This window comes from Sphingomonas sp. BLHR8 (assembly GCF_056821725.1).
This window is the reverse complement of the sequence record NZ_JBPDIM010000001.1, coordinates 56,361-76,456: the sequence shown is the minus strand read 5'-3', so window position 1 is coordinate 76,456 and position 20,096 is coordinate 56,361. Positions and strand designations below refer to the sequence as shown.

The window sequence follows — 20,096 nt, the reverse complement described above, 5'->3', positions numbered from 1 at the left end:
CTAGGTCAGCAGCGCCACCGCTGCCGCGCCGACACCCGCACCGAGCGCCGCTACCGCCAGCCACCGCCACCACGCGACGCCAGCCTCCCGCCGCTCCCACATCAGTGGCACGTCGGGAAGCGGCGGTGGCGGGGGGGCGCCGCCGGCGGGGGGGTAGGCATCCTCGAGCCGGCGGAGGAGGCCGGGGATGCGATTGATCGTCTCAAGGTCAGTGCGGATACGATCGGCGAGCCGCGCCTCCGGCCCCAGCTCACCGCGCATCCATTCGCGCACAAACGGGCCGGCGGTCTCCCACATGTTGATGGTGGGGTCGAGGCTGGTGGCGACGCCCTCGATCATCACCATCGTTTTCTGGAGGAGCAGCAGATGGGGCTGCGTCTCCATGTCGAAATCGCGGGTGATGGCGAACAGGCCGTCGAGCATCATGCCGACCGACAGCTCGCTCACCGGTTTGCCGCGCATCGGTTCGCCCACGGCGCGCAACGCGGTCGCGAATTCCTCCACATTGTGGTGTGCAGGGACATATTGCGCTTCGAAGTGGATCTCGGCGACGCGGCGGTAATTGCCGGTGATCAATCCGAACAGGATTTCCGCGAGCCACTGCCGCGCCTGATGGTTGATCCGGCCCATGATGCCGAAATCGATGGCGACGATGGTGCCATCATGCGCGACGAGCAGGTTGCCCTGGTGCATGTCCGCGTGGAAGAACCCCTCCGCGATCGCCTGGCGCAGAAACGCATTGACCAGTCGCCGCGCGAGCAGCGGCAGGTCGTGGCCGGCGGCGCGCAGCGCGTCCACATCGGAGATCTTGATGCCGTCGATCCATTCGATCGTCAGCACACTGCCCGTCGTGCGGTCCCAGTCGACCGCGGGCACACGATAGCCTTCGGTCGCGACGGCCGCTTCGGACAGCTCGGATGCCGACGCAGCCTCCCGGCGCAGGTCGAGCTCGCGCAGTGTCCAGCGTTTGAAATTGGCGATGACCAGCCGCGGACGCAGCCGCCTGGCCTCGCCTCCCATCGCCTCGAGATGCGCGGCCGCCCATTCATAGGTGTCGATGTCGCGCGCGAACTTCTCTTTGACGCCGGGGCGCAGCACCTTCACCGCCACCTCACGGCCGTCGGTGGTGGTGGCACGATACACCTGCGCGACGGAGGCCGACCCCACCGGATTGGGGTCGAACGCGGAATAGAGCGCCTCGAGCGGTCGCCCGAGCGCGAATTCGATATGCGGGCGCACCTCGTCGAAGGGCACCGGCGGCAGACTGTCCTGCAACGAAACGAGGTTGCGCGCGCCCGCCTCGCCGATCACGTCGGGGCGCGTGGCGAGCGTTTGCCCGAGTTTGATCGCCGCCGGACCGATGGCGCGAAAGGCCGCGGCATAATCGGGCTCGCGCGGCTGGATGGTGCCGAAGCGGGCGATCCGCGTAAGCCTCCGCACCGGCGCGGGCGTCGTCGGCGACGCTTCGATCCCGCGCAGCGCACCATGGCGGGCGAGCACCCGGCCCCAGCGCAGCAGGCGCGCAATATGCGTGGCGGGGCGGGTCATGCCCGCACGTCTCCGCTGCGCATCAGTCGAGCGTCCAGCCGGAATGGATCGCCACCAGCCCGCCGAGGATCGGAGTCACGCGGGTGCGGACGAAACCGGCTTCCTCGATCATCGCGCGGAACGCCTCCATCGTCGGGAAGCGTTCGATCGATTCGACCAGATACTGGTAACTATCGCGATCCTGCGCGATCGCTTCGCCGATGCGCGGCACGATGTTGCGCGCATAGACGTCGTAGCTCTCCTTGAACCCCGGCCATTCGCTGGTCGAAAATTCGAGGCAGAAGAACCGCCCGCCCGGCTTCAGCACGCGCCGGGCCTCCGCCAGCGCGCGGTCGATGTGCGTCACATTCCGTATACCGAAGGCGATGGTGTAGGCGTCGAAATGATCGGTCGCGAACGGCAGCTCCTCGGCATTGGCCTCCTGCCAGACGAGGCCGGAGATGCCGCGCTTGCCCGCGCGCTCCATGCCCACGGCGAGCATGTCGGGGTTGATGTCGCTGACGGTCACGTCCGCGCCGCGCGCCGCCATGCGAAAGGCGATGTCGCCCGTCCCGCCCGCGACATCGAGGATGCGTTCGCCCGGACGCGGATTGACCTGCGCGACGAAGCGGTCCTTCCACAGCCGATGCATGCCGCCCGACATGGCATCGTTCATGATGTCGTAGCGCCGCGCGACGCGGGAAAAGACCCCCCCGACGCGCCGCGTCTTTTCCTCGGGCGCCACCTGTTCGTGACCGAACGATACCGTTTCTGACATAGAAAGCCCGATAGACACGGAAGCGTGACGGGTCGAGCGCGATATTGGCTCGCGCCGCCATCCTGCTAGGGCGGCGGCGTGCCCGAACTGCCCGAAGTCGAAACCACCGTCCGGGGCCTGCGCCCGCTGCTGGAGGGTCAGCGCATCGCCGCGGTGGAGGTGCGGCGCGCAGACCTGCGGCGAAGTTTTCCCGACGGTCTCGCGCAGCGGCTGACGGGAGCGACCATCACGACCATCAGCCGCCGCGCGAAATATGGGATCATCGCCACCGACCGCGACGCGACCCTGATCTTTCACCTCGGCATGTCGGGACGGTGGCGGACCGGGATCGCCGACGATGCGCCGCTCGACAAACATGACCATCTGGTGCTGACCATGGACAGTGGCGCCCGGGTGGCGCTCAACGATCCGCGTCGCTTTGGCTCGGTCGATCTGGTCGAGGGCGAAAATGAGGCGGCGTTCACGCCATTCGCCGCGCTCGGGCCGGAACCGCTGTCGGACGCGTTCCACGGCGCCTATCTTCATCAAGCGCTGCGCGGCCGCGTCGCCGCCATCAAGCTGCTGCTGCTCGACCAGCGCATCGTCGCGGGACTCGGCAATATCTACGTCTGCGAAGCGCTGCACCTCGCGCATATCTCGCCGAAGCGTGCGGGCGGGCGCATATCGCGTGCGCGGCTCGACGACTTGGCGAGTGCGATCAAAGCGGTGCTCGTCCGAGCGATCGAGGTCGGCGGGTCGACCATCCGCGATTATCGTCAGCCTGACGGGGAGCTTGGCTATTTCGCGCATGAATGGCGGGTCTATGGCCGCGAGGGGCAGGCATGCCCGACCTGCGCTGCGCCGGTTGCCCGCTTCGTTCAGGGAGGGCGGTCGACCTTCTGGTGCGCCCGATGCCAGCGCTAGGCTTTGCCGCGGCTTTTCATTGACCTCTGGCGGGTCGGCCGCTAAGGGCGCGGCTTCGCGAGCGCAGGGCGTGTCCACTTTGTCGTGGCCCGTCGGGCCCGCGCCCGCCCAGTTCATACCGTCTTCTTGAGGATTCGATGGCCAATACGCCCCAGGCGCGCAAGCGCATCCGTCGCAACGAGCGCCGCACCATTGTCAACAAAACGCGCGTGTCGCGCATCCGCACGATGGTGAAGAAGGTCGAATCGGCACTCGCCGCCGGCGATCGGGAGGCAGCGACGACTGCGCTGGCGCAGATGCAGCCGGAAATGGCGCGCGGCGTCGCCAAGGGCGTCATTCACAAGAACACGGCCGCGCGGAAGTTCTCGCGTCTGACCAAGGCGGTCGGCTCGCTCGCCTGATCGACCACGCAGGGGCCGACCCTGCGACAATCCGAATCGCCTCGAAAGAGGCTCTGCCGCCGGCCACCCCACAGGTGCGCCGGCGGTTCGCTTTTTGGTCCCTCCCCTGCTCTCGTGGAACATTCGTTCGGGTCGGTCGGCCACCATCCGGCACGGTCGGGAGTCACGCGATTCGAGCGCTCCCCGGATCGTTAGGGTTTGTGAAAACTGATCAACATCAGCACGTTGTGACACTTCAGCAGCAACCCGGCGCGAATCCGCGTCAACGACTTTATTTCAGATTTTTTACGCTCGGCACGCTTGCTCGACTCTGAAATCCCTTCCTACAAACCCCCTGCACCGACCCCGCGCCGACCGCGCCAGGGACGTGCCACGAACAATAGGGCGACCATCGACCGAGGCCGACACGGTTGGCCTGGGCGGGTCGGGTTGTGACCAAAATCCGTCGGAGGGGGCGGATGCGGTCGCGGTGGGAGGACGTCGGGAGACTATGAGTGAAGACCTGCTCTCGACAGGGATGACGGCTTTGGTGGCGCCCGAAGCCGGCCCCGCAGCGGCCTTGTCCGCGCAGTGGCAGGGGGTCGCCGCCGGGCTGCGCCGTGACCTTGGCGCGCGCACCTTCGATCACTGGCTCAAACATGTGAAGTTAGGCGCGCTTGACGACACCGGCACGCTGGAACTCACAGCCCCGTCGGCATTCACCGGGCAGCAGATCGAAGCGCGTTTCCTCGACCGCCTGCTGCTCGCATGGCGCCAGCAGCGCAGCGATATCCTGGCGATCAAGGTTTCGGTCGCGGCGCGAGACGGTGCGACGAGCATCGCGATTCGCGGCGACGCGCCGACGCCGCCCCGCGCGCCCGCGCCGCAGGTCGACCCGCGTCTCAGCTTCGCGCGCTTCGTTACCGGACGCAGCAACATTCTCGCTGCCAATGCGGCGCGGCGCATGGCAGCACCGGAGCGTCCGGCGTTCGCGCCGCTCTACCTCCGCGGCGACACCGGTCAGGGCAAGACGCACCTCCTCCACGCCATCGCTGCCGCCACGATCGAGCGTGACGCGGATGCGCGCGTGACGATGCTGTCCGCCGAGAAGTTCATGATCGGGTTCGTCGCCGCCATGCGCGCTGGCGACACGCTCGATTTCAAGGCGCGGCTGCGCGCTACCGACCTGCTGCTGATCGACGATCTGCAGTTCGTCATCGGCAAGACCTCGACTCAGGCCGAGCTTCTCCACACCATCGACGAGGTGACTGCGGGCGGCGGGCGTCTAGTGTTCGCCGCCGACCGCGCGCCGCATCTGCTCGATGGCGTCGATCCCCGGCTGGCCTCGCGGCTGGGCGGCGGGCTTGTCGCCGATATCGACGCGCCCGACGAGCTGCTGCGTCACGCGATCCTTGCCGCCATGAATGCCGAGCGAGGCGCCAATGTTGGCGAGGACGTGCTCGCGTGGATCGCCGCCACCTTCCCGCGCAACGTCCGCGAACTCGAAGGCGCGCTCAACAAGCTGATCGCCTATGCGACGCTGACGGGCGAAGCGGTGACGCTCGATTTCGCGCGCACCCGGCTCGAAGATCAGGCGCGCCATGCCGCACGACGCATCACCATCGAAGAGATTCAGAAGGCGGTCTGCGCCCACTATCGCCTCGACAAGGCGGAGATGGCCTCGCAGCGGCGCACCCGCGCCATCGCCCGGCCGCGGCAGGTCGCGATGTATCTCGCCAAGGAGCTGACCCCTCGCAGCTTTCCCGAGATCGGCCGGCGCTTCGGCGGGCGCGACCATTCGACTGTCATCCATGCCATCCGCACGATCGAAACGCTGCGCGCCGGCGATGCCGACCTCGACGCCGACATCCGCCGCATCCGCGCCGGGCTGGTCAGCTAATCCGCAAAAGAAAGGGTCGCGGCAGCTTTCGCCACCGCGCCCCTTGATAGCAAAACGGTCGGAGACTTAGCGCCGGGCGACCGGATCCGGCGCCACGGTGATGCGAACCCGCTCGCCGGTGTTGCCCGGGAAGCCGGTGAACATCGCCTGCACCAGGTTCGGCACCAGCCGCGTCAGGTCGTTCGTCCGCGACACCGCTTCCGCCGAACCTTCGAACAGTCGCTCGCCGCCAGGGCTCTCGATCGCCATGTCGAGGCCGCTGGTGTAGACGGTGTAGCTGCGCACCCGCCCATAGTCGCCAAACATCGGGCCATAGAGGAACGGATCATAGAAGCCGCGGACGTAGCGGTAGCCGTAGGGCGTGCGCACGATGTAGGGACGGCTGTAATAGCTGTTGTAGCCCCAGCCCGGACCCCAGAAGGGGTCCGACCAACCGGCGTCGCTCACCACACGCTCGCGGCCCTGGTCGACGCCATAGGCGATCTTCACCACCATGTCAGGGTTCGCCCCCGGCGCGATCACGCGGTAGCCCTGCCGCTCCATCGCCTGCGCGACGAGGCCGGCGTAGCTCTGGAACTCGAGGCTGTTGGCCATCGCGTTGTCGCGCGGAACAACCGTAAAAGTCTGGCCCTGCGGCACGGGCATGCGCGAGAAACGCGACACATCGGCATTGAAGCCAGGCGTCGCGCAGGCAGTCAGCGTTCCGAGCGCGAGTGCGCCGGCGACGATTTGGACGGTCCGACCCGCCGTCTTGATACGGGTAACGATCGACATCACACTCAACCCCTCGATGCGCGCAGAACCCCGCCCGCTGCGCAATCACGGTCCACGCACCAACGCGCGACTTGCACAAAACGTGCCCTATGCGCGGTGAACCGTTGTTGAATGTCCGAACGCGTGCCGGAACCTAGCTTGCGCCAAATAGCCCCAGCGCCGCCTGCGCCGCGGCCAGCGTCGGTTTTGCAACCTCGCGAGCGCGCTCCGACCCCGCCGCGAGATGCGCGTCAATTGCAGCAGCGTCATCCCGCAACGCGACGTAGCGGTCGCGAATCGGACCGATTACGCTGACAGCGACATCGGCGAGCGCCGGCTTGAACGCGCCGAACCCCTGCCCCGCAAAGCGCGCGCACACCGCGTCCGCGCTCTCCCCCGCCAGCGCGGCGTAGATACCGACCAGGTTGCGCGCCTCGGACCGCTCGGCGAGCCCGGCCGCCTCACCGGGCAGCGGCTCGGCGTCGGTGCGCGCCTTGCGGAATTTCTGCGCGATCGCATCGTCGCTGTCGGACAGGTTGATGCGGCTCATGTCGGACGGATCGGACTTCGACATTTTGGCGCTGCCGTCGCGCAGGCTCATGACCCGAGCGGCGGTCGGGGGGATCATCGGTTCGGGCAGGACGAACGTCTCCGTGCCGCTGTCGAGGTTGAACTTGGTGGCGATATCGCGCGCGAGCTCGAGATGCTGCTTCTGGTCCTCGCCCACCGGAACGTGGGTGGCGCGGTAGAGGAGCACATCGGCCGCCTGCAGCACCGGATAGGCGTAGAGGCCGATCGAGGCGCCTTCGCGGTCCTTGCCTGACTTTTCCTTGAACTGCGTCATGCGGTTGAGCCAGCCGATACGAGCGGTGCACATCAGCAGCCATTGCAGCTCGCTATGTTCGGGGACGCGCGTCTGGTTGAACAGGATCGAGCGCGCGGGGTCGATCCCGCTCGCGATCAGCGCCGCCGCCATGTCGCGCACGCCCTCCCGCAACGCGGCGGGGTCCATCCGCACAGTGATCGCGTGGAGGTCGGCTAGGAAGAACAGGCACTCCCCCGGATGCGCATCCTGCATCGCCACCCAGTTGCGGATCGCGCCCAGATAATTGCCGAGATGGAGCTGTCCGGTGGGCTGGATGCCCGAAACGATGCGCATGGTCATTCCTGTGGTGGCGGGGCGGGCGTGGCGGGCGCGCGGCGGCGACGGATCGCCTTGATCTCGTCGACGCGCACCGCGCCGAACGCCAGCGCCGCCAGGGCATAGATGGCAACGCCCGACCCGACCAGGGCGCCGAGCGCCAGCCCGCGCTCGACCAGCCGCCCGCCGAGCCACGGGTCGAAGCGGTCGCCGATCGCCCAGAGAAGGACGCCCATCGCCAGCGCGGCGAGGACGAGGCGCGGCAGGCGGCGCTTGAGGCTCGCATCCATCGCGAAATGCCCGCGCCGCGCGAGGCCGCGGTAGAGGAGGCTGAGGTTAAGCACGCTCGCGAGGGCCGTCGCCAGCGGCGGGCCGAGCACGCCGATGGTCGGGATGAGCGCGAGGTTGGCGCCGATGTTGAGCAGCACCGACCAGCTCGCGAACTTGACCGGTGTCGCGGTATCGTGCCGCGCATAATAGCCCGGCGTGAACAGCTTCACGAGGATGTAGGCGGGGAGCCCGACCGAAAACGCGGCGAGCACCATCGCCGCGCTTTGCGTGTCGGCGGCCGTAAACTCGCCATGCTGGAACAGCCCGCGCACGATCTGCTGTGGGATGGTGAGGAAAGCGACCGTCGCCGGCAGCGTCAGCAGCAGCGCGAGCTCGACCCCGCGGTTCTGCGTCTCCATCGCCCCCGTTTCGTCGCCATTCGCAAGCAGGCGCGACAGCGTCGGCAGCAGGATCGTGCCCAGCGCGATGCCGATCAGCCCCAGCGGCAGCTGGTTCAGCCGGTCGGCGTAGTAAATGTAGCTGATCGACCCTTGCGCCAGCAACGCTCCGGCGAGCGCGGTGGAGATGAGCAGGTTGATCTGATTGATCCCCGCCCCCGCGGCGACGGGCAGGATCTTGCGCAGGAGCTCGCGCATCTCGCCGTCGAACACCGGCCGTTGCAGCTTGAGCGACGCGCGCGCCCGGCGTGTCGCCCAGATCATGAACAACAGTTGCAGCGCGCCGCCCGCGGTGACCGACAGCGCCTGCACCGTTGCCGTCTCGTAGGGCGTGTCGCCCCTGAACAGCACCAGCCCCGCGATCATCGCCACGTTGAGCAGCACCGGTGCCGCTGCGTTGGCCCAGAACCGGTCGAGCGAATTGAGGATGCCGCCGAGCAGCGACACCAGGCTGATCATCAGCAGATAGGGGATGGTGACCCGCGAGAGCATCACCGCGTAGGCGAACTGCTCTTGCGTCGGGTCGTTGAAACCGCCCGACAGCGCGTAGGTGAGGGGCCAGGCCGCAACCATCATGGCTGCGGTCATCGCCACCAGCACTGGCAGCAGCACGCTAAGCGCGCGGCTCGCAAAGTCCACCCCGGCGGCGAGTCCCCCGCCCTCCGCCACCTTGCGATTGAACTGCGGGACGAAGGCCGCCGCAAACGCGCCCTCCGCGAACAGCGCGCGGAACATGTTGGGAAGGCGAAAGGCGACGAGGAAGGCGTCGGAGGCGAACCCCGCGCCGACGTAACTCGCCTGCAGCGAATCGCGCACCAACGCCAGCACGCGGCTGACCAGCGTCAGCCCGCCGACCGAACCCAGTTTGCGGATGAGCGACATGGGCTCGCGCGCTCAGGCGGGCGAAGCGGCGCTGGGCGCGCCGCCGCCCTGTCGATCAGGCGTTGCCGAAGGTCTGCGTGTCGACGAAATCGCCGCCGCCGCCGTTGCCATTGTCGCCGCCCTGGTCCCCTGCCTGCGCCGCCATCTGCTGCTGTTGCGCGAGGTAGAGACCGTGAAAGTCGATCGGGTCCAGCAGCAGCGGCGCGAAACCGCCATCGCGCACGGCGTCGGCGACGAGGCGGCGGGCGAACGGAAACAGGATGCGCGGCGCTTCGGCGAGCATGAATGCCTGAATCTGGTCGGCCGGCACGTTGCGCACCCCGAACAGCCCGGCGTAGCTGAGATCGATGACGAAGCTCGGACCTTCGGTATGCTGGGCGCTGATGTCGATCTTGATGACCGATTCATGCACGCCGTCAGCCACTGCATTGGCGCTGATGCCGAACTGCACATCGATGTTCGGCTGGCTGGTCCACTGATAGACCTGCGGCGCGCTCGGGTTCTCGAACGAGAGGTCCTTCACATATTGCGAGATCAGACCGATCGCCGGACCATCGTCGAGGCCGTTGGGCTGGCCGCCGTTCTGCGAGGGGAGGTCGGCGGCGGTGTCTTCAGCCATGATCAAGCGTCCGTTATGAAGCGTGGGCGGCGCGTGGAGGCCGCGCCGGAATTCGCGCGCGCCGTAGCAGCGGAGACGTGGGCCTGCAAATGCCCGCCGGGGTCGCCGAGGTCAGAACGCCCCTCTCGCACGCTCGCATTTGAATCACGCCCGCACATCGCCTACATCCTGAATCCGCCGGTGCGCGTCTGGAGCGTGGCGAGCGAGCGCATGAGGGTTTCATGACCACGACCATCATCATTCTGGCCATGATCGCGGCGTTCCTCGGCATGCGTTTGTGGGCGGTGCTCGGCAAACATGGTCAGGATAGCGATACGCCGCTGCTCCCGCGGCGGGATGAGGCGCCTCGCACTGCGCCGGCCGCCGCATTGCGGGCAGGCACCGCCGATCATGGCAAGCAGACCGCGCCGGCCGCACCACTCCCGACCGTCTATGAGCCGCAGGCGGAACTTGGCATTCGCGCGCTGTTGCAGGCCGAACGCGGCTTCGACGTAGGGCGTTTCGTCCACGGCGCGCGCGAGGCTTACAAGCTCATTCTCGCGGCATTCTGGCGCGGCGATCGCGATGCGCTCCAAGCGCTGACGACGCCCGAAAGCTACGCAGCGTTTGACGCCGCGATCTCGGCACGAGAGGCGCGCGGCGAGACGCTCGAGAACCGCGTCGTCTATATCGAAAAGGCGGTGATCGTGGACGCGTCGGTGGATCGGGGACTGGCTCGGCTGGTGGTGCATTTTGTTGCCGACATCGCCGCAGTGACGCGCGACGCCGAAGGCAAGGTTATCGCCGGCTCGCTCACCGACGCCGTGGTCACCGAAGACGTATGGAGCTTCGTGCGGCGCGTGGGCGACTCAAGTCCCGACTGGCGACTCGACGAAACCGACGCGGGCTGACCGCGGTGCGCGGTGACGCGGGCGTGCGATGGCGGGCGTTGGTCGTGACGGCGGTAATGCTCGCGCTGTCGAGTTGCATTTCGCCCCGCACACCGCCGCCTCAGACAGGTGTCGCTGCGACACCGGCGCCGACAACGTCCACGGCACCTCCCCCGGCCTCCGCCTCCGCCGCCGGGGTAGCGCGGGCGCCGCTGCCATCGCTCGACAATGCGGATGCTGCCCTTTCAAGCTTTCGCGCGAGCTGCCCTGCGCTCTTGCGCCGCGCCGATGCGAGTGGGCTGACCCAGCGCGAGGATTGGGCGCCGGTCTGCGCGGCGGCGACGATCGCAGCCGACGCCCGCGCCTTCTTCGCCGATCATTTCGCCGCGGTGCGCGTCGGTGACGGGCGCGCTTTCTTCACCGGTTATTTTGAGCCGGAAATCCGCGCATCACGCAGCCGCGCGCCCGGTTACGACACCCCGATCTACCGCGTGCCCACGGACCTGATCGAGGTCGATCTGGGCGCATTCAACAGCCAGTTGGCGGGCCGGCGCGTGCGCGGGCGGGTCGATGGTAAGCGACTCGTCCCCTATCACGACCGCGCGGCGATCGACGCTGGCGCGCTCGCGGGCCGAGGCCTGGAGCTGGCCTGGGCGGCCGACCCGATCGAGCTGTTCTTTCTCCAGGTGCAGGGCTCGGGCCGCCTCCGCCTGCCCGACGGGCAGGTCATGCGCATCGGCTATGCCGGGCAGAACGGCCGCGACTATGTCGCCATCGGCCGGGTGTTGCGCGAGGCGGGGACGCTGCAGCCGGGGCAGGCGACGATGCAGGGGATCGTCGCTTATCTGAGCGCGCAGCCCGATCGCGGGCGCAGCATCATGCAGCGCAACCCGAGCTATGTCTTCTTCCGCGAACTGGAGGGCGAAGGCGCGATCGGTGCGCTCGGCGTCCCCGTGCGCGCCCGGGCCAGCGTCGCCGCCGACCCCGCCTTCGTGCCGTTGGGCGCGCCCGTGTGGCTGCGCGCCGAGCCAGGCGCCACCGCATCGGTCGAAGGACTGTGGATCGCGCAGGACACCGGCGGCGCCATCCGCGGCGCCAACCGCTTCGACACCTTCTGGGGCGCGGGCGCGGAAGCCGCGCGTATCGCCGGCGGCATGTCCGCGCGCGGCGATGCTCTGATGCTGCTGCCCAAGGTGAGCGTCGCCCGCCTCACCGCGCCCGACTGAGCCGATGGCGCGCTCGCGTGACGAAGCGGGCGAGCGGCTGTGGCGCCGCGTCGTTGCTGACGTGAAGCCGCTGGCTATTACTGGCCCCCGCGACGCGCCGGCCCCACCCCCGCCCCCTGCCCCTCCCTCGCCGCCGCCCAAACGCGTCCGTGGGCGCGTGCCGCCCCCGCCGCTGCCGCCCCCGGCGCGCGCGCTCCCTCCGACTCGCGGCATCGACGCCGCGCCCGACGGCCATTGGGAGCGGCGCTTTCGCGGCGGGCGAGTCGAGGTCGAACGCACGCTCGACCTCCATGGACAAACGCTGGCGGGCGCCCACGCGCACCTTCACCGCGCGATCGAGCGGGCGATCGGCGACGGCGTGCGCGTGCTGCTGGTGATCGCGGGCAAGCGTCGCAGCCCCGACGAAGCGCCGCGCGGCGCCATCCGACGAGAGCTCGAGGCTTGGCTCGCGCACGGGCCCTTCGGCGACCGCGTGCTGTCGGTCCGCCCCGCGCACCCGCGCCACGGCGGCCCCGGCGCGGTCTATGTGCTGCTGCGCGGCCCCTCGGCAAAGCGTTCGATCAGCCGGCGATAGATCGCCACCAGCGCGTGCAGATCGTCGAGTGCGATCGCCTCGTCGCGCTTGTGCATCGTCGCGTTCGGCGGCCCGAAATCGCAAATCGGCGCGAGCGTGTGGAGAAAGCGCGAATCCGACGTGCCGCCGCTGGTCGAACGTTCGGGCTCGAGCCCGGTCACGTCGCGGATTGCGGCGGCAACCATGTCCACGAACGGGCCGGGGCGCGATTGGAAGGCTTCGCCGGAGACCTTGGCCTCCACCGTGGCTCGCGGGTCGTGGCGATGGACGATCGCGGCGATGCGTGCCCCCAGTTCCTCGCCGCGGTGCAGATCGTTGAACCGGATCGACAACCGTGCGCGCGCCTCTGCCGGGATGACGTTGGCGGCCGGATTGCCGACGTCGATGGTCGTGACCTCGATATTCGAAGGCTGGAATGCCGCCGTTCCTTCATCCAGCACCAGCGCGTCGATCTCCGCCAGCATCGCGACGAGCCGCGGGATCGGGTTGTCGGCCTTGTGCGGATAGGCGACGTGCCCCTCCTGCCCCGGCACGGTGATCCAGATGTTGACCGACCCGCGCCGCCCGAGCTTAAGCGTATCGCCCAGCCGCGCGACACTGGTCGGCTCGCCAGTGAGGATCGCGTCGGGCGCTATGCCGAGCGCATCCATGTGCCGCATCAGCGCGCGCGTGCCGTGGACCGCGGGTCCCTCCTCGTCGCCGGTGATGATTAGCGTCAGCGTCAACGCCTCCACCGGCACCGCCGCTGCCGCGGCGACGAAGGCGGCGACCGAACCCTTCATGTCGCTCGCCCCGCGACCGTAGAGGATGCCGTTCGCGATGCGCGGTTCGAACGCGCTGCCGGTCCACCCCTCCCCCGCAGGCACCACGTCGAGGTGCCCGGCATAGGCAAGGTGCGCCGCCCCTCCAGCCCGCGTCGCGAGCATATTCTCGACCGGGCCATCGGGCGCATAGCCATCGACGAAGCGATGCACCGCAAAGCCGAGTGGGATCAGCGCGCCTTCGAGCACGTTGAACACCTCGCCCCGCGCGGGCGTGACCGACGGCGCGGCAATCAGCGCCTGCGTCAGCGCCACGACATCGAGCGGGGAGGTGCTGGCCATGCGGCGGCGATAGCGGCCGGGAGCTGCGGAGAAAAGGCGGCGCGGTTGGCTATGGGACGCTCCGCCCCCGTTGCTCACAAGCCCCCTGTCGTCATGCGGAACGTGTTTCAGCATCCACGGCGGAGCCTCGCCGCGTGGACCCTGAAACAAGCTAATGTGACGAGGGGGGCCTACGCCAGCGCAGCGTCGATGTCGGCGGCGCTGTGGCGTTCGCGCAAGGTGCGCCCGCCCTCGGTGCGATTGACGATCCGGCCGCGTTTCACCGCCGCGCGCTGCGCGATCTGGTCGGTCCAGCGAATGACGTGGGGATATTCCTCGACCGAAAGGAAGCGGCCGGCGTTGTAAACCTTGCCCTTCACCAGCGCGCCGTACCACGGCCAGATCGCCACATCGGCGATGCTGTAGTCCGCGCCCGCGACATATTCATTCGCCGCGAGCTGGCCGTCGAGTACCGACAGCTGCCGCTTCACCTCCAGCGCGAAGCGGTCGATCGGATAGCGCAGCTTTTCGTTGGCGTAGGCGTAGAAATGCCCGAACCCGCCGCCGAGAATCGGCGCCGCGCCCTGCAGCCAGAACAACCACGACAGCACCTCGGCACGGGCGGCGCCGCTGGCCGGCAGGAAGGCGCCGAACTTCTCGGCGAGGTGGAGCAGGATTGCGCCCGATTCGAACACCCGCACCGGCTCGGCGCCGGAGCGGTCGACCAGCGCCGGGATCTTGCTGTTCGGATTGACCCCGACAAAGCCGCTGGAAAACTGGTCGAGCGCCATGATGTCGATCAGCCAGGCGTCGTACTCGGCGCCGGCGTGTCCCGCGGCGAGCAGCTCCTCGAGCAGGATCGTGACCTTTTGCCCGTTGGGCGTGCCAAGCGAATAGAGCTGGAACGGATGCTCGCCGACCGGCAGCACCGCCTCGTGCCGCGCACCCGCGGTCGGGCGGTTGATTGCTGCGAACTTGTTCGTCTCGGCGGGCTCCCAGGTCCAGACTTCGGGCGGGGTGTAACTGTCGGTCATGCGCTCTCCCATGCACCCCCAACCCCCGTCACCCTGAACTTGTTTCAGGGTCCATGCGGCAAAGGGCAGCGCACGGATGCTGAAACAAGTTCAGCATGACGATGGGTCGGCAAACCCTCACTCCCCTCTCGGCTGCAGCGCGGGTGCCGCCCTCGCCGCATCCTCCAGCCGCGTGCCCGGTGCCGCGGCGCTGGGGGTGACGCGCTCCCCGGCCATGATCGCCCGCGCCCGCGCAATGGCCAGCCGCACGCGGGGATAAGTGCCGCAACGGCAAAGGTTGGGGAGCGCGGCAATCTCCGCCTCGCTCGGGTCGGGGTTGCGCCGCAGCAGCGCCGCGATGGCCATGATGAAGCCGGGATCGCAGAAGCCGCACTGCGTCACCTGCTCCGCCTCCCAAGCGAGCTGCACCGGGTGACTGCGGTCGGGGGAGAGGCCCTCGATCGTCGTGACCCCCGCGCCCTCGCACGCGCCCAATGTCACCTGACAGCTCATCACCGCCTGCCCGTCGATATCGACGGTGCACGCGCCGCAGTCGCCGGTGCCGCAGGCGTATTTGGTGCCGGTGAGGTTCGCCGCCTCGCGAATCGCGAAGACCAGCGGCGTCGCCGGATCGAGCCGGATGTCGACCGCGCGCCCGTTGAGCGTCAGCGCGGTCATGCGTTGGCGGGGGTCACCCCGCGCTGCGCCATGCCGATCGCCTCGTCGAACTGCGCGACCGTCTCGGGCGAAGGCGGCGGGGTCATGCGGCTGACCAGCCAGATGGCGATGGATGCGGCGATGAAGCCGGGCACGATCTCGTACATCGTGTCGGAAAGGCCTGCGGCCATCCAACCGACCACGACCAGCGTGCCGACCACCATCCCGGCGAGCGCCCCTGCGCGCGTCGTCCGCCGCCACCACAGCGCAGCGATGATGACGGGGCCGAACGCCGCACCGAACCCGGCCCACGCGTTGGAAACGAGCCCGAGGATCGATCGCTCCGGATCGAGCGCGAGCCAGCCCGCCACCGCGCTTACCAGCACTACCGCCACCCGGCCGAGCAGCACCACTTCGCGCTCGCTCGCAGTCGGTTTGACGATGCCGCGATAGACGTCCTCGGCGATCGAGCTGGCCGTCACCAGCAGCTGCGAGCTGATCGTTGACATGATCGCCGCGAGGATCGCGGCGAGCAGGAAGCCGGTCACCAGCGGGTGAAACAGCACGCGCGAGAACATGATGAACACGGTTTCGGGGTCCGCCGGCGCCGGGTTGCCGCGCGCCGCCCACGCAGCGCCGATCAGCCCGGTGAGCACCGCGCCCGCGAGGCTCACCGCCATCCAGCCGATGTTGATGCGCCGTGCGGTGGGCAGGTCGGCGACGCGGCGGATGGCCATGAAGCGCACGATGATGTGCGGCTGCCCGAAATAGCCCAACCCCCACGCCGCCGCGCTGATGACGCCGAGCACCCCGCCAGTGCCGATCAGCGCGGTCAGCGCGCCGGGCAGCAGGCCCTGCCCATCCTCCGCCTGACGCAGCGCCGGGCCGAGCTCGCCCCAGCCGCCGACCGTTCCGATGGCGACCAGCGGCACCAGCACCAGCCCGACGAACATGATCGTGCCCTGCACGAAATCGGTTAGGCTGACCGCAAGGAAGCCGCCGAACAGGACATAGAGGATGACCACCCCGGTCGCGAGTGCGACGCCCGAGAGGTAATCAAGCCCCAGCGCCGCCACGCCGAACTTGCCCGCAGCGACCATGCCCGCCGAACAGTAGAGCGCGAAAAACAGGATGATCACCCCCGCGCTCACCAGCCGCAGCAGGTGCCCTGGATCGCCGAAGCGTGCGGCGAGAAAGTCGGGGATGGTGATCGCATCGCCCGCGAGCTCGGTATAGGTGCGCAGCCGTGCGGCGACGACGCGATAATTCGCCCAAGCGCCGATGGTGAGGCCGATGCCGATCCACGCCGCGCTGATCCCGCCCAGATAGACCGCCCCCGGCAGCCCCATCATCAGCCAGCCCGACATGTCCGACGCCCCCGCCGAAAGCGCGGTCACCGCCGGACCAAGGTCGCGCCCGCCAAGCAGGTACCCTTCGGCATCGGCGTTCGCCTTTCGCCAGGCATAAAAGCCGAGCGCCAGCATCATCACGAAATAGGCGCCCAGCGACACCCACGCCAGCGGCTGCATCGCCATGTCGTCCCCCCCCCCCCCGCGTGGGCAGCTCCCCTGCGAGGCGCCCTTGGCCCTCCGGCTAGGCCGGAGCGCTACGTGAGGCAAGCGCCGTTGCCCTCACCCTCGCGCGCTCCGCGCGGGGCCCTCCCTCTCCCCGTGGGAGAGGGAAGGAGGCGCAAAGCGCCGGGAGGTTTGAGGGCCTGGGTGGCGCAACGCCCTCGCCGTGCGTGCGTTGGTCCACCGACTGGAACCACACGAGGAGCGCGACGGCATGACCACCGACATCAAGCAGGACTTCTGGAAAGCGCTTGCCGACAGCCCCTATGTCATGGTCGCTCGGACCGATGCGCATGAGCACGCGATCCCGATGAACGCCCAGCTCGACAAGGATGCCGAGGGCGCGTTTTGGTTTTTCACGACCAAGGACAACCGGCTTGCCCCCGGTGGCATGGCGATGTCGCAGTTCGTGTCGAAGGGTCACGAGATGTTCGCCTGCATCCACGGCACGCTGACCGCTGAGACCGACCGCGCGGTGCTGGACAAGCTGTGGAACAACAGCGTCGAGACCTGGTACGAAGGCGGCAAGGACGACCCCAACCTCCTCCTCCTGCGCTACGACCTCGACGATGCCGAAATCTGGACCGCCGACATGGGCGCCAAGGGCTATTTCAAGATGCTGACCGGCATCACCATGAAGCGCGGCGAAGCCGGCGACCACGTTCAGGTCGACCTAAGTAACGGGTAATAGCTCGGGAGCTTCAGCCCGCCCCACCCGTAACACCCCCCATCGTCGGCCCGGACTTGATCCGGGCCTGAGCTTTCTTCTGCGGACCGCGCTGTAGAAGCCCAGCCCCGGATCAATTCCGGCGCGACGCTAATGTAAAGGGGTGGCGGCCAACACCTCCGCCACCCACACCGGGACGAGATCCGTTGCCGGGCCGTGGCGCGCCTCGTCGAACCAGTGCGTGCCTTCGCTCGGCTCGAGGTTGAGTTCAAGCGTCGCCGCCCCTGCCGCCCTTGCCCAGCGGACGAAGCCCGCAGCGGGATAGACTGCCCCCGACGTCCCGATCGAGACGAACCGGTCGCAGCTGGCGATGGCGCGTTCGATGCGCGGCATGTCGTAGGGCATTTCGCCGAACCAGACGACGTCGGGACGCAGCGCTGCTTCGCCGCACTCCGGGCAAGGCGGGCGATCGATCAACGGCGCGCGCCACTCCGGCCGCGCGTTGCAGGCGGTGCACCAGGCGGTGAGGTGCTGGCCATGCATGTGGATCAGCCGCCGAGCGCCGGCGCGTTCGTGCAGGTCGTCGACATTCTGCGTGACGATCAGCAACTCGCCCGGCCACTCGGCGTCGAGCCGCGCCAGCGCCTCATGCGCCGCGTTGGGCTGCGCGCGCTGGATGTTCTCGCGTCGCATATCGTAAAAGCGCAGGACGAGATCGGGGTCGCGCGCAAAGGCTTCGGGGGTCGCGACATCCTCGACGCGATGCCGCTCCCACAGCCCGCCGGCCGAACGGAACGTGTCGATCCCGCTTTCGGCGCTGACCCCCGCGCCGGTCAGGATGACGATGCTTGGGTGGCGCGTCGGCATCGGGTCAGAGCTTGCGCGTGCGCTCGTCCTCGATGAACGCCGCGTCGAGGTCGAGCCCACGCAGGCCGCCCGCCGCCGTGTGGCTCGGCGCATGCGGGGGCTCTTCGTCGGGGTCGGTCGGGACCTCGAGCATGCCTTCCCATTTGGTGATGACGCTGGTCGCGACCGCGTTGCCGACCACGTTGGTCGCGGTGCGCCCCATGTCGAGGAACTGGTCGATCGCAAAGATCAGCGCGATTCCCTCCACCGGCAACCCGAACATGCCGAGCGTCGCGGTGATGACGACAAGGCTCGCGCGCGGCACCGCGGCGATCCCCTTCGAGCTCACCATCAGCGTCAGCAGGATCAGGATCTGCGTGCCGATGCTGAGGTCGATGCCATAGGCCTGCGCGATGAACAGCGTCGCGAAGCTCATGTACATCATCGAACCGTCGAGGTTGAAGCTGTACCCCAGCGGCAGCATGAAGCCCGAGATGCGCCGCGGCACGCCGAAACGGTCGAGTTGCTCAAACAGCTTGGGCAGCGCCGCTTCGCTGCTGGCGGTCGAGAACGCGATCAGCAGCGGCTCGCGAATGTAGCGGATCAGCGTGAAGATGCGCTGGCGCAGGAAGATGAAGCCCATCCCCAGCAGCAGCACCCACAGGATGACGAGCGACAGGTAGAATTCGAGCAGCAGCTCAAGGTAGGTGCCGAGGATGCCGAGCCCGTTGCGCGCCACCACCGCAGCAAGTGCCCCGAACACCGCGAACGGCGCAAAGCGCATCACATAAGCGGTGATCTGCAGCATCAGTTCGGCGAGCGCATCCGCCCCGCGCACCAGCGGCGCGCCCTTTTCCCCGATCGCCGACAGCGCGACGCCCGCGAACAGAGCGAAGACGAGGATCTGGAGGATGTTGTTGGTGGCCAGCGCCTCGAACGCGTTCTTGGGGAAGACGGAGAGGATGAAGCTCCAGAAATCGGACTGGTGCGCGACCTCTCCCACACTCGCCGCTTGCGGGCCGATATTGATTGCCGCGCCGACGCCGGGCTGGAACAGGTTGACCATCAGGAGGCCGAGCCCGATCGAAATGAAGCTCGCGGTGATGAACCAGGCGATGGCGCGAAAGCCGATGCGCCCGAGCGCGGTGCTGTCGCCCATGTGCGCGATGCCGACGACGATGGTCGACAGGATCAGCGGCGCGACCAGCAGCTTGATGAGATTGAGGAAAATGTCGCTGAGGAGCTTGAAGCTCTTGGTCCAGTAATCGAACCCTGGCGTGCCCGCAGGCACGAACTGATTGACTGCGAAACCGACCACGACGCCGAGGATCATCCCGATCAGGATGTAGAGCGTCAGTTTCCGGTCCATGTGTCACTCCCCCCGCGCCGGCCTGTCGCCGTGCGTCGCGCTGGCGCCTTGTTCCAGAACCGCCGCGACGGAGCAAGCGCGATGCTCCGCCGTTGCAAGCCGGCGGGCGAGAGGTGACAAGCGATTCCACCGTTCAACGCGCGCTTGCAGCGACAGTGCGCCTACACTCCCCCCTTCAGCGGAGACGATCATGCCCATCGACGCCACGCAGAGTTATGACCCCGACAACATCTTTGCCAAGATCCTGCGGGGAGAGATCCCTTGCCGCGAAGTCTATCGCGACGATCATGCGCTCGCCTTTGAGGACATCAACCCGGTCGCGCCCCATCACGTGCTCGTCATCCCAACCGGCGCCTACGTCAGCTGGGACGATTTCGCCGCGCGCGCGAGCGAGGCGGAAATCGCCGGGTTCGTTCGTGCGGTCGGACGCGTCGCGCGCGAGGCGGGGCTGGTCGAACCCGGCTATCGCCTGCTCGCGAACGTCGGCGGGCATGGCGGGCAGGAAGTGCCGCACCTCCATGTCCATATCCTCGCCGGCAAGCCACTGGGGCCGATGCTTGCGCGGTGATTTCGTCGCAACGGGGCTTCCCCGGAGCAGTTGTTGACCTTAA

General features: G+C 68.2%; 20 protein-coding genes. 8 read left to right on the top strand and 12 right to left on the bottom strand.

Annotated elements, in window-relative coordinates; translation table 11 throughout:
• Both ubiB and ACRYJK_RS00395 read right to left on the bottom strand, forming a co-directional pair.
• The gene (gene ubiB, locus ACRYJK_RS00400; protein WP_482665624.1) at positions 1-1,548 is read right to left on the bottom strand and encodes a 2-polyprenylphenol 6-hydroxylase; all 1,548 of its coding nucleotides are present in this window, start codon (positions 1,546-1,548) and stop codon (positions 1-3) included.
• A 22-nt stretch (positions 1,549-1,570) separates the two neighbouring features.
• Positions 1,571-2,305, bottom strand: coding sequence for a class I SAM-dependent methyltransferase (locus ACRYJK_RS00395; protein ID WP_482665623.1), 735 nt, complete (start codon positions 2,303-2,305; stop codon positions 1,571-1,573).
• Positions 2,306-2,383: 78 nt separating this feature from the next.
• On the opposite strand from ACRYJK_RS00395, the gene mutM reads away from it, so the two are divergent.
• From mutM to dnaA, 3 genes are all read left to right on the top strand, one after another.
• Positions 2,384-3,208, top strand: a complete 825-nt coding sequence (gene mutM / locus ACRYJK_RS00390) for a bifunctional DNA-formamidopyrimidine glycosylase/DNA-(apurinic or apyrimidinic site) lyase (protein ID WP_482665622.1) — start codon at positions 2,384-2,386, stop codon at positions 3,206-3,208.
• Positions 3,209-3,345: 137 nt separating this feature from the next.
• On the top strand, positions 3,346-3,609 hold the full coding sequence (gene rpsT, locus ACRYJK_RS00385) for a 30S ribosomal protein S20 (RefSeq protein WP_482665621.1): 264 nt from the start codon (positions 3,346-3,348) through the stop codon (positions 3,607-3,609).
• 490 nt (positions 3,610-4,099) lie between these two features.
• Positions 4,100-5,488: a chromosomal replication initiator protein DnaA gene (gene dnaA, locus ACRYJK_RS00380; protein ID WP_482665620.1), complete on the top strand. Its 1,389-nt coding sequence runs from the start codon at positions 4,100-4,102 to the stop codon at positions 5,486-5,488.
• Positions 5,489-5,554: 66 nt separating this feature from the next.
• On the opposite strand, the gene ACRYJK_RS00375 is transcribed toward dnaA, so the two are convergent.
• The 4 genes from ACRYJK_RS00375 to secB all read right to left on the bottom strand — a co-directional run bounded on the left by ACRYJK_RS00375 (position 5,555) and on the right by secB (position 9,611).
• Complete coding sequence (locus ACRYJK_RS00375) at positions 5,555-6,262, bottom strand: DUF4136 domain-containing protein (RefSeq protein WP_482665619.1); 708 nt, start codon at positions 6,260-6,262, stop codon at positions 5,555-5,557.
• A gap of 133 nt (positions 6,263-6,395) precedes the next feature.
• Entirely contained in the window at positions 6,396-7,400 is a 1,005-nt protein-coding gene (gene trpS / locus ACRYJK_RS00370) for a tryptophan--tRNA ligase (RefSeq protein ID WP_482665618.1), read from the bottom strand.
• 2 nt (positions 7,401-7,402) lie between these two features.
• Positions 7,403-8,992 carry a murein biosynthesis integral membrane protein MurJ gene (gene murJ, locus ACRYJK_RS00365; RefSeq protein WP_482665617.1) on the bottom strand — a complete coding sequence of 530 codons (1,590 nt, stop codon included), beginning with the start codon at positions 8,990-8,992 and terminating at the stop codon, positions 7,403-7,405.
• A 55-nt stretch (positions 8,993-9,047) separates the two neighbouring features.
• A complete protein-coding gene (gene secB, locus ACRYJK_RS00360) occupies positions 9,048-9,611 on the bottom strand; it encodes a protein-export chaperone SecB (protein WP_482665616.1) in 564 nt (187 codons plus the stop codon).
• Positions 9,612-9,832: 221 nt separating this feature from the next.
• Here secB and ACRYJK_RS00355 point away from each other — a divergent pair, with 221 nt between their 5' ends.
• From ACRYJK_RS00355 to ACRYJK_RS00345, 3 genes are read left to right on the top strand one after another with little or no spacing between them, the layout of a single operon-like run.
• Positions 9,833-10,501: a Tim44/TimA family putative adaptor protein gene (locus ACRYJK_RS00355; protein WP_482665615.1), complete on the top strand. Its 669-nt coding sequence runs from the start codon at positions 9,833-9,835 to the stop codon at positions 10,499-10,501.
• Positions 10,502-10,557: 56 nt separating this feature from the next.
• Entirely contained in the window at positions 10,558-11,706 is a 1,149-nt protein-coding gene (gene mltA / locus ACRYJK_RS00350; protein ID WP_482667354.1) for a murein transglycosylase A, read from the top strand.
• Between the two features lie 4 nt (positions 11,707-11,710).
• Positions 11,711-12,280, top strand: a complete 570-nt coding sequence (locus ACRYJK_RS00345; RefSeq protein ID WP_482665614.1) for a Smr/MutS family protein — start codon at positions 11,711-11,713, stop codon at positions 12,278-12,280.
• Here the strand turns inward: ACRYJK_RS00345 and dapE are convergent.
• From dapE to putP, 4 genes are all read right to left on the bottom strand, one after another.
• Positions 12,229-13,383 carry a succinyl-diaminopimelate desuccinylase gene (dapE, locus tag ACRYJK_RS00340; protein ID WP_482665613.1) on the bottom strand — a complete coding sequence of 385 codons (1,155 nt, stop codon included), beginning with the start codon at positions 13,381-13,383 and terminating at the stop codon, positions 12,229-12,231. The two genes, ACRYJK_RS00345 and dapE, sit on opposite strands and share 52 nt — an antisense overlap.
• A gap of 170 nt (positions 13,384-13,553) precedes the next feature.
• Complete coding sequence (yghU, locus tag ACRYJK_RS00335; RefSeq protein ID WP_482665612.1) at positions 13,554-14,396, bottom strand: glutathione-dependent disulfide-bond oxidoreductase; 843 nt, start codon at positions 14,394-14,396, stop codon at positions 13,554-13,556.
• A gap of 117 nt (positions 14,397-14,513) precedes the next feature.
• Positions 14,514-15,053 carry a (2Fe-2S)-binding protein gene (locus ACRYJK_RS00330; protein ID WP_482665611.1) on the bottom strand — a complete coding sequence of 180 codons (540 nt, stop codon included), beginning with the start codon at positions 15,051-15,053 and terminating at the stop codon, positions 14,514-14,516.
• A complete protein-coding gene (putP, locus tag ACRYJK_RS00325) occupies positions 15,050-16,567 on the bottom strand; it encodes a sodium/proline symporter PutP (RefSeq protein ID WP_482665610.1) in 1,518 nt (505 codons plus the stop codon). Before putP ends, ACRYJK_RS00330 begins: the two co-directional genes overlap by 4 nt.
• Before the next feature lie 250 nt (positions 16,568-16,817).
• Here putP and ACRYJK_RS00320 point away from each other — a divergent pair, with 250 nt between their 5' ends.
• Positions 16,818-17,291 carry a pyridoxamine 5'-phosphate oxidase family protein gene (locus ACRYJK_RS00320; protein WP_482665609.1) on the top strand — a complete coding sequence of 158 codons (474 nt, stop codon included), beginning with the start codon at positions 16,818-16,820 and terminating at the stop codon, positions 17,289-17,291.
• 129 nt (positions 17,292-17,420) lie between these two features.
• Here ACRYJK_RS00320 and ACRYJK_RS00315 read toward each other — a convergent pair whose 3' ends face one another.
• Both ACRYJK_RS00315 and ACRYJK_RS00310 read right to left on the bottom strand, forming a co-directional pair.
• Positions 17,421-18,137 carry an NAD-dependent deacylase gene (locus ACRYJK_RS00315; protein WP_482665608.1) on the bottom strand — a complete coding sequence of 239 codons (717 nt, stop codon included), beginning with the start codon at positions 18,135-18,137 and terminating at the stop codon, positions 17,421-17,423.
• Between the two features lie 4 nt (positions 18,138-18,141).
• Positions 18,142-19,485, bottom strand: a complete 1,344-nt coding sequence (locus tag ACRYJK_RS00310; RefSeq protein WP_482665607.1) for a dicarboxylate/amino acid:cation symporter — start codon at positions 19,483-19,485, stop codon at positions 18,142-18,144.
• Between the two features lie 190 nt (positions 19,486-19,675).
• Here ACRYJK_RS00310 and ACRYJK_RS00305 point away from each other — a divergent pair, with 190 nt between their 5' ends.
• Positions 19,676-20,053 (top strand): histidine triad nucleotide-binding protein, encoded by a 378-nt coding sequence (locus tag ACRYJK_RS00305; RefSeq protein ID WP_482665606.1) that lies wholly within the window; start codon positions 19,676-19,678, stop codon positions 20,051-20,053.
• Positions 20,054-20,096: the final 43 nt, after the last annotated feature.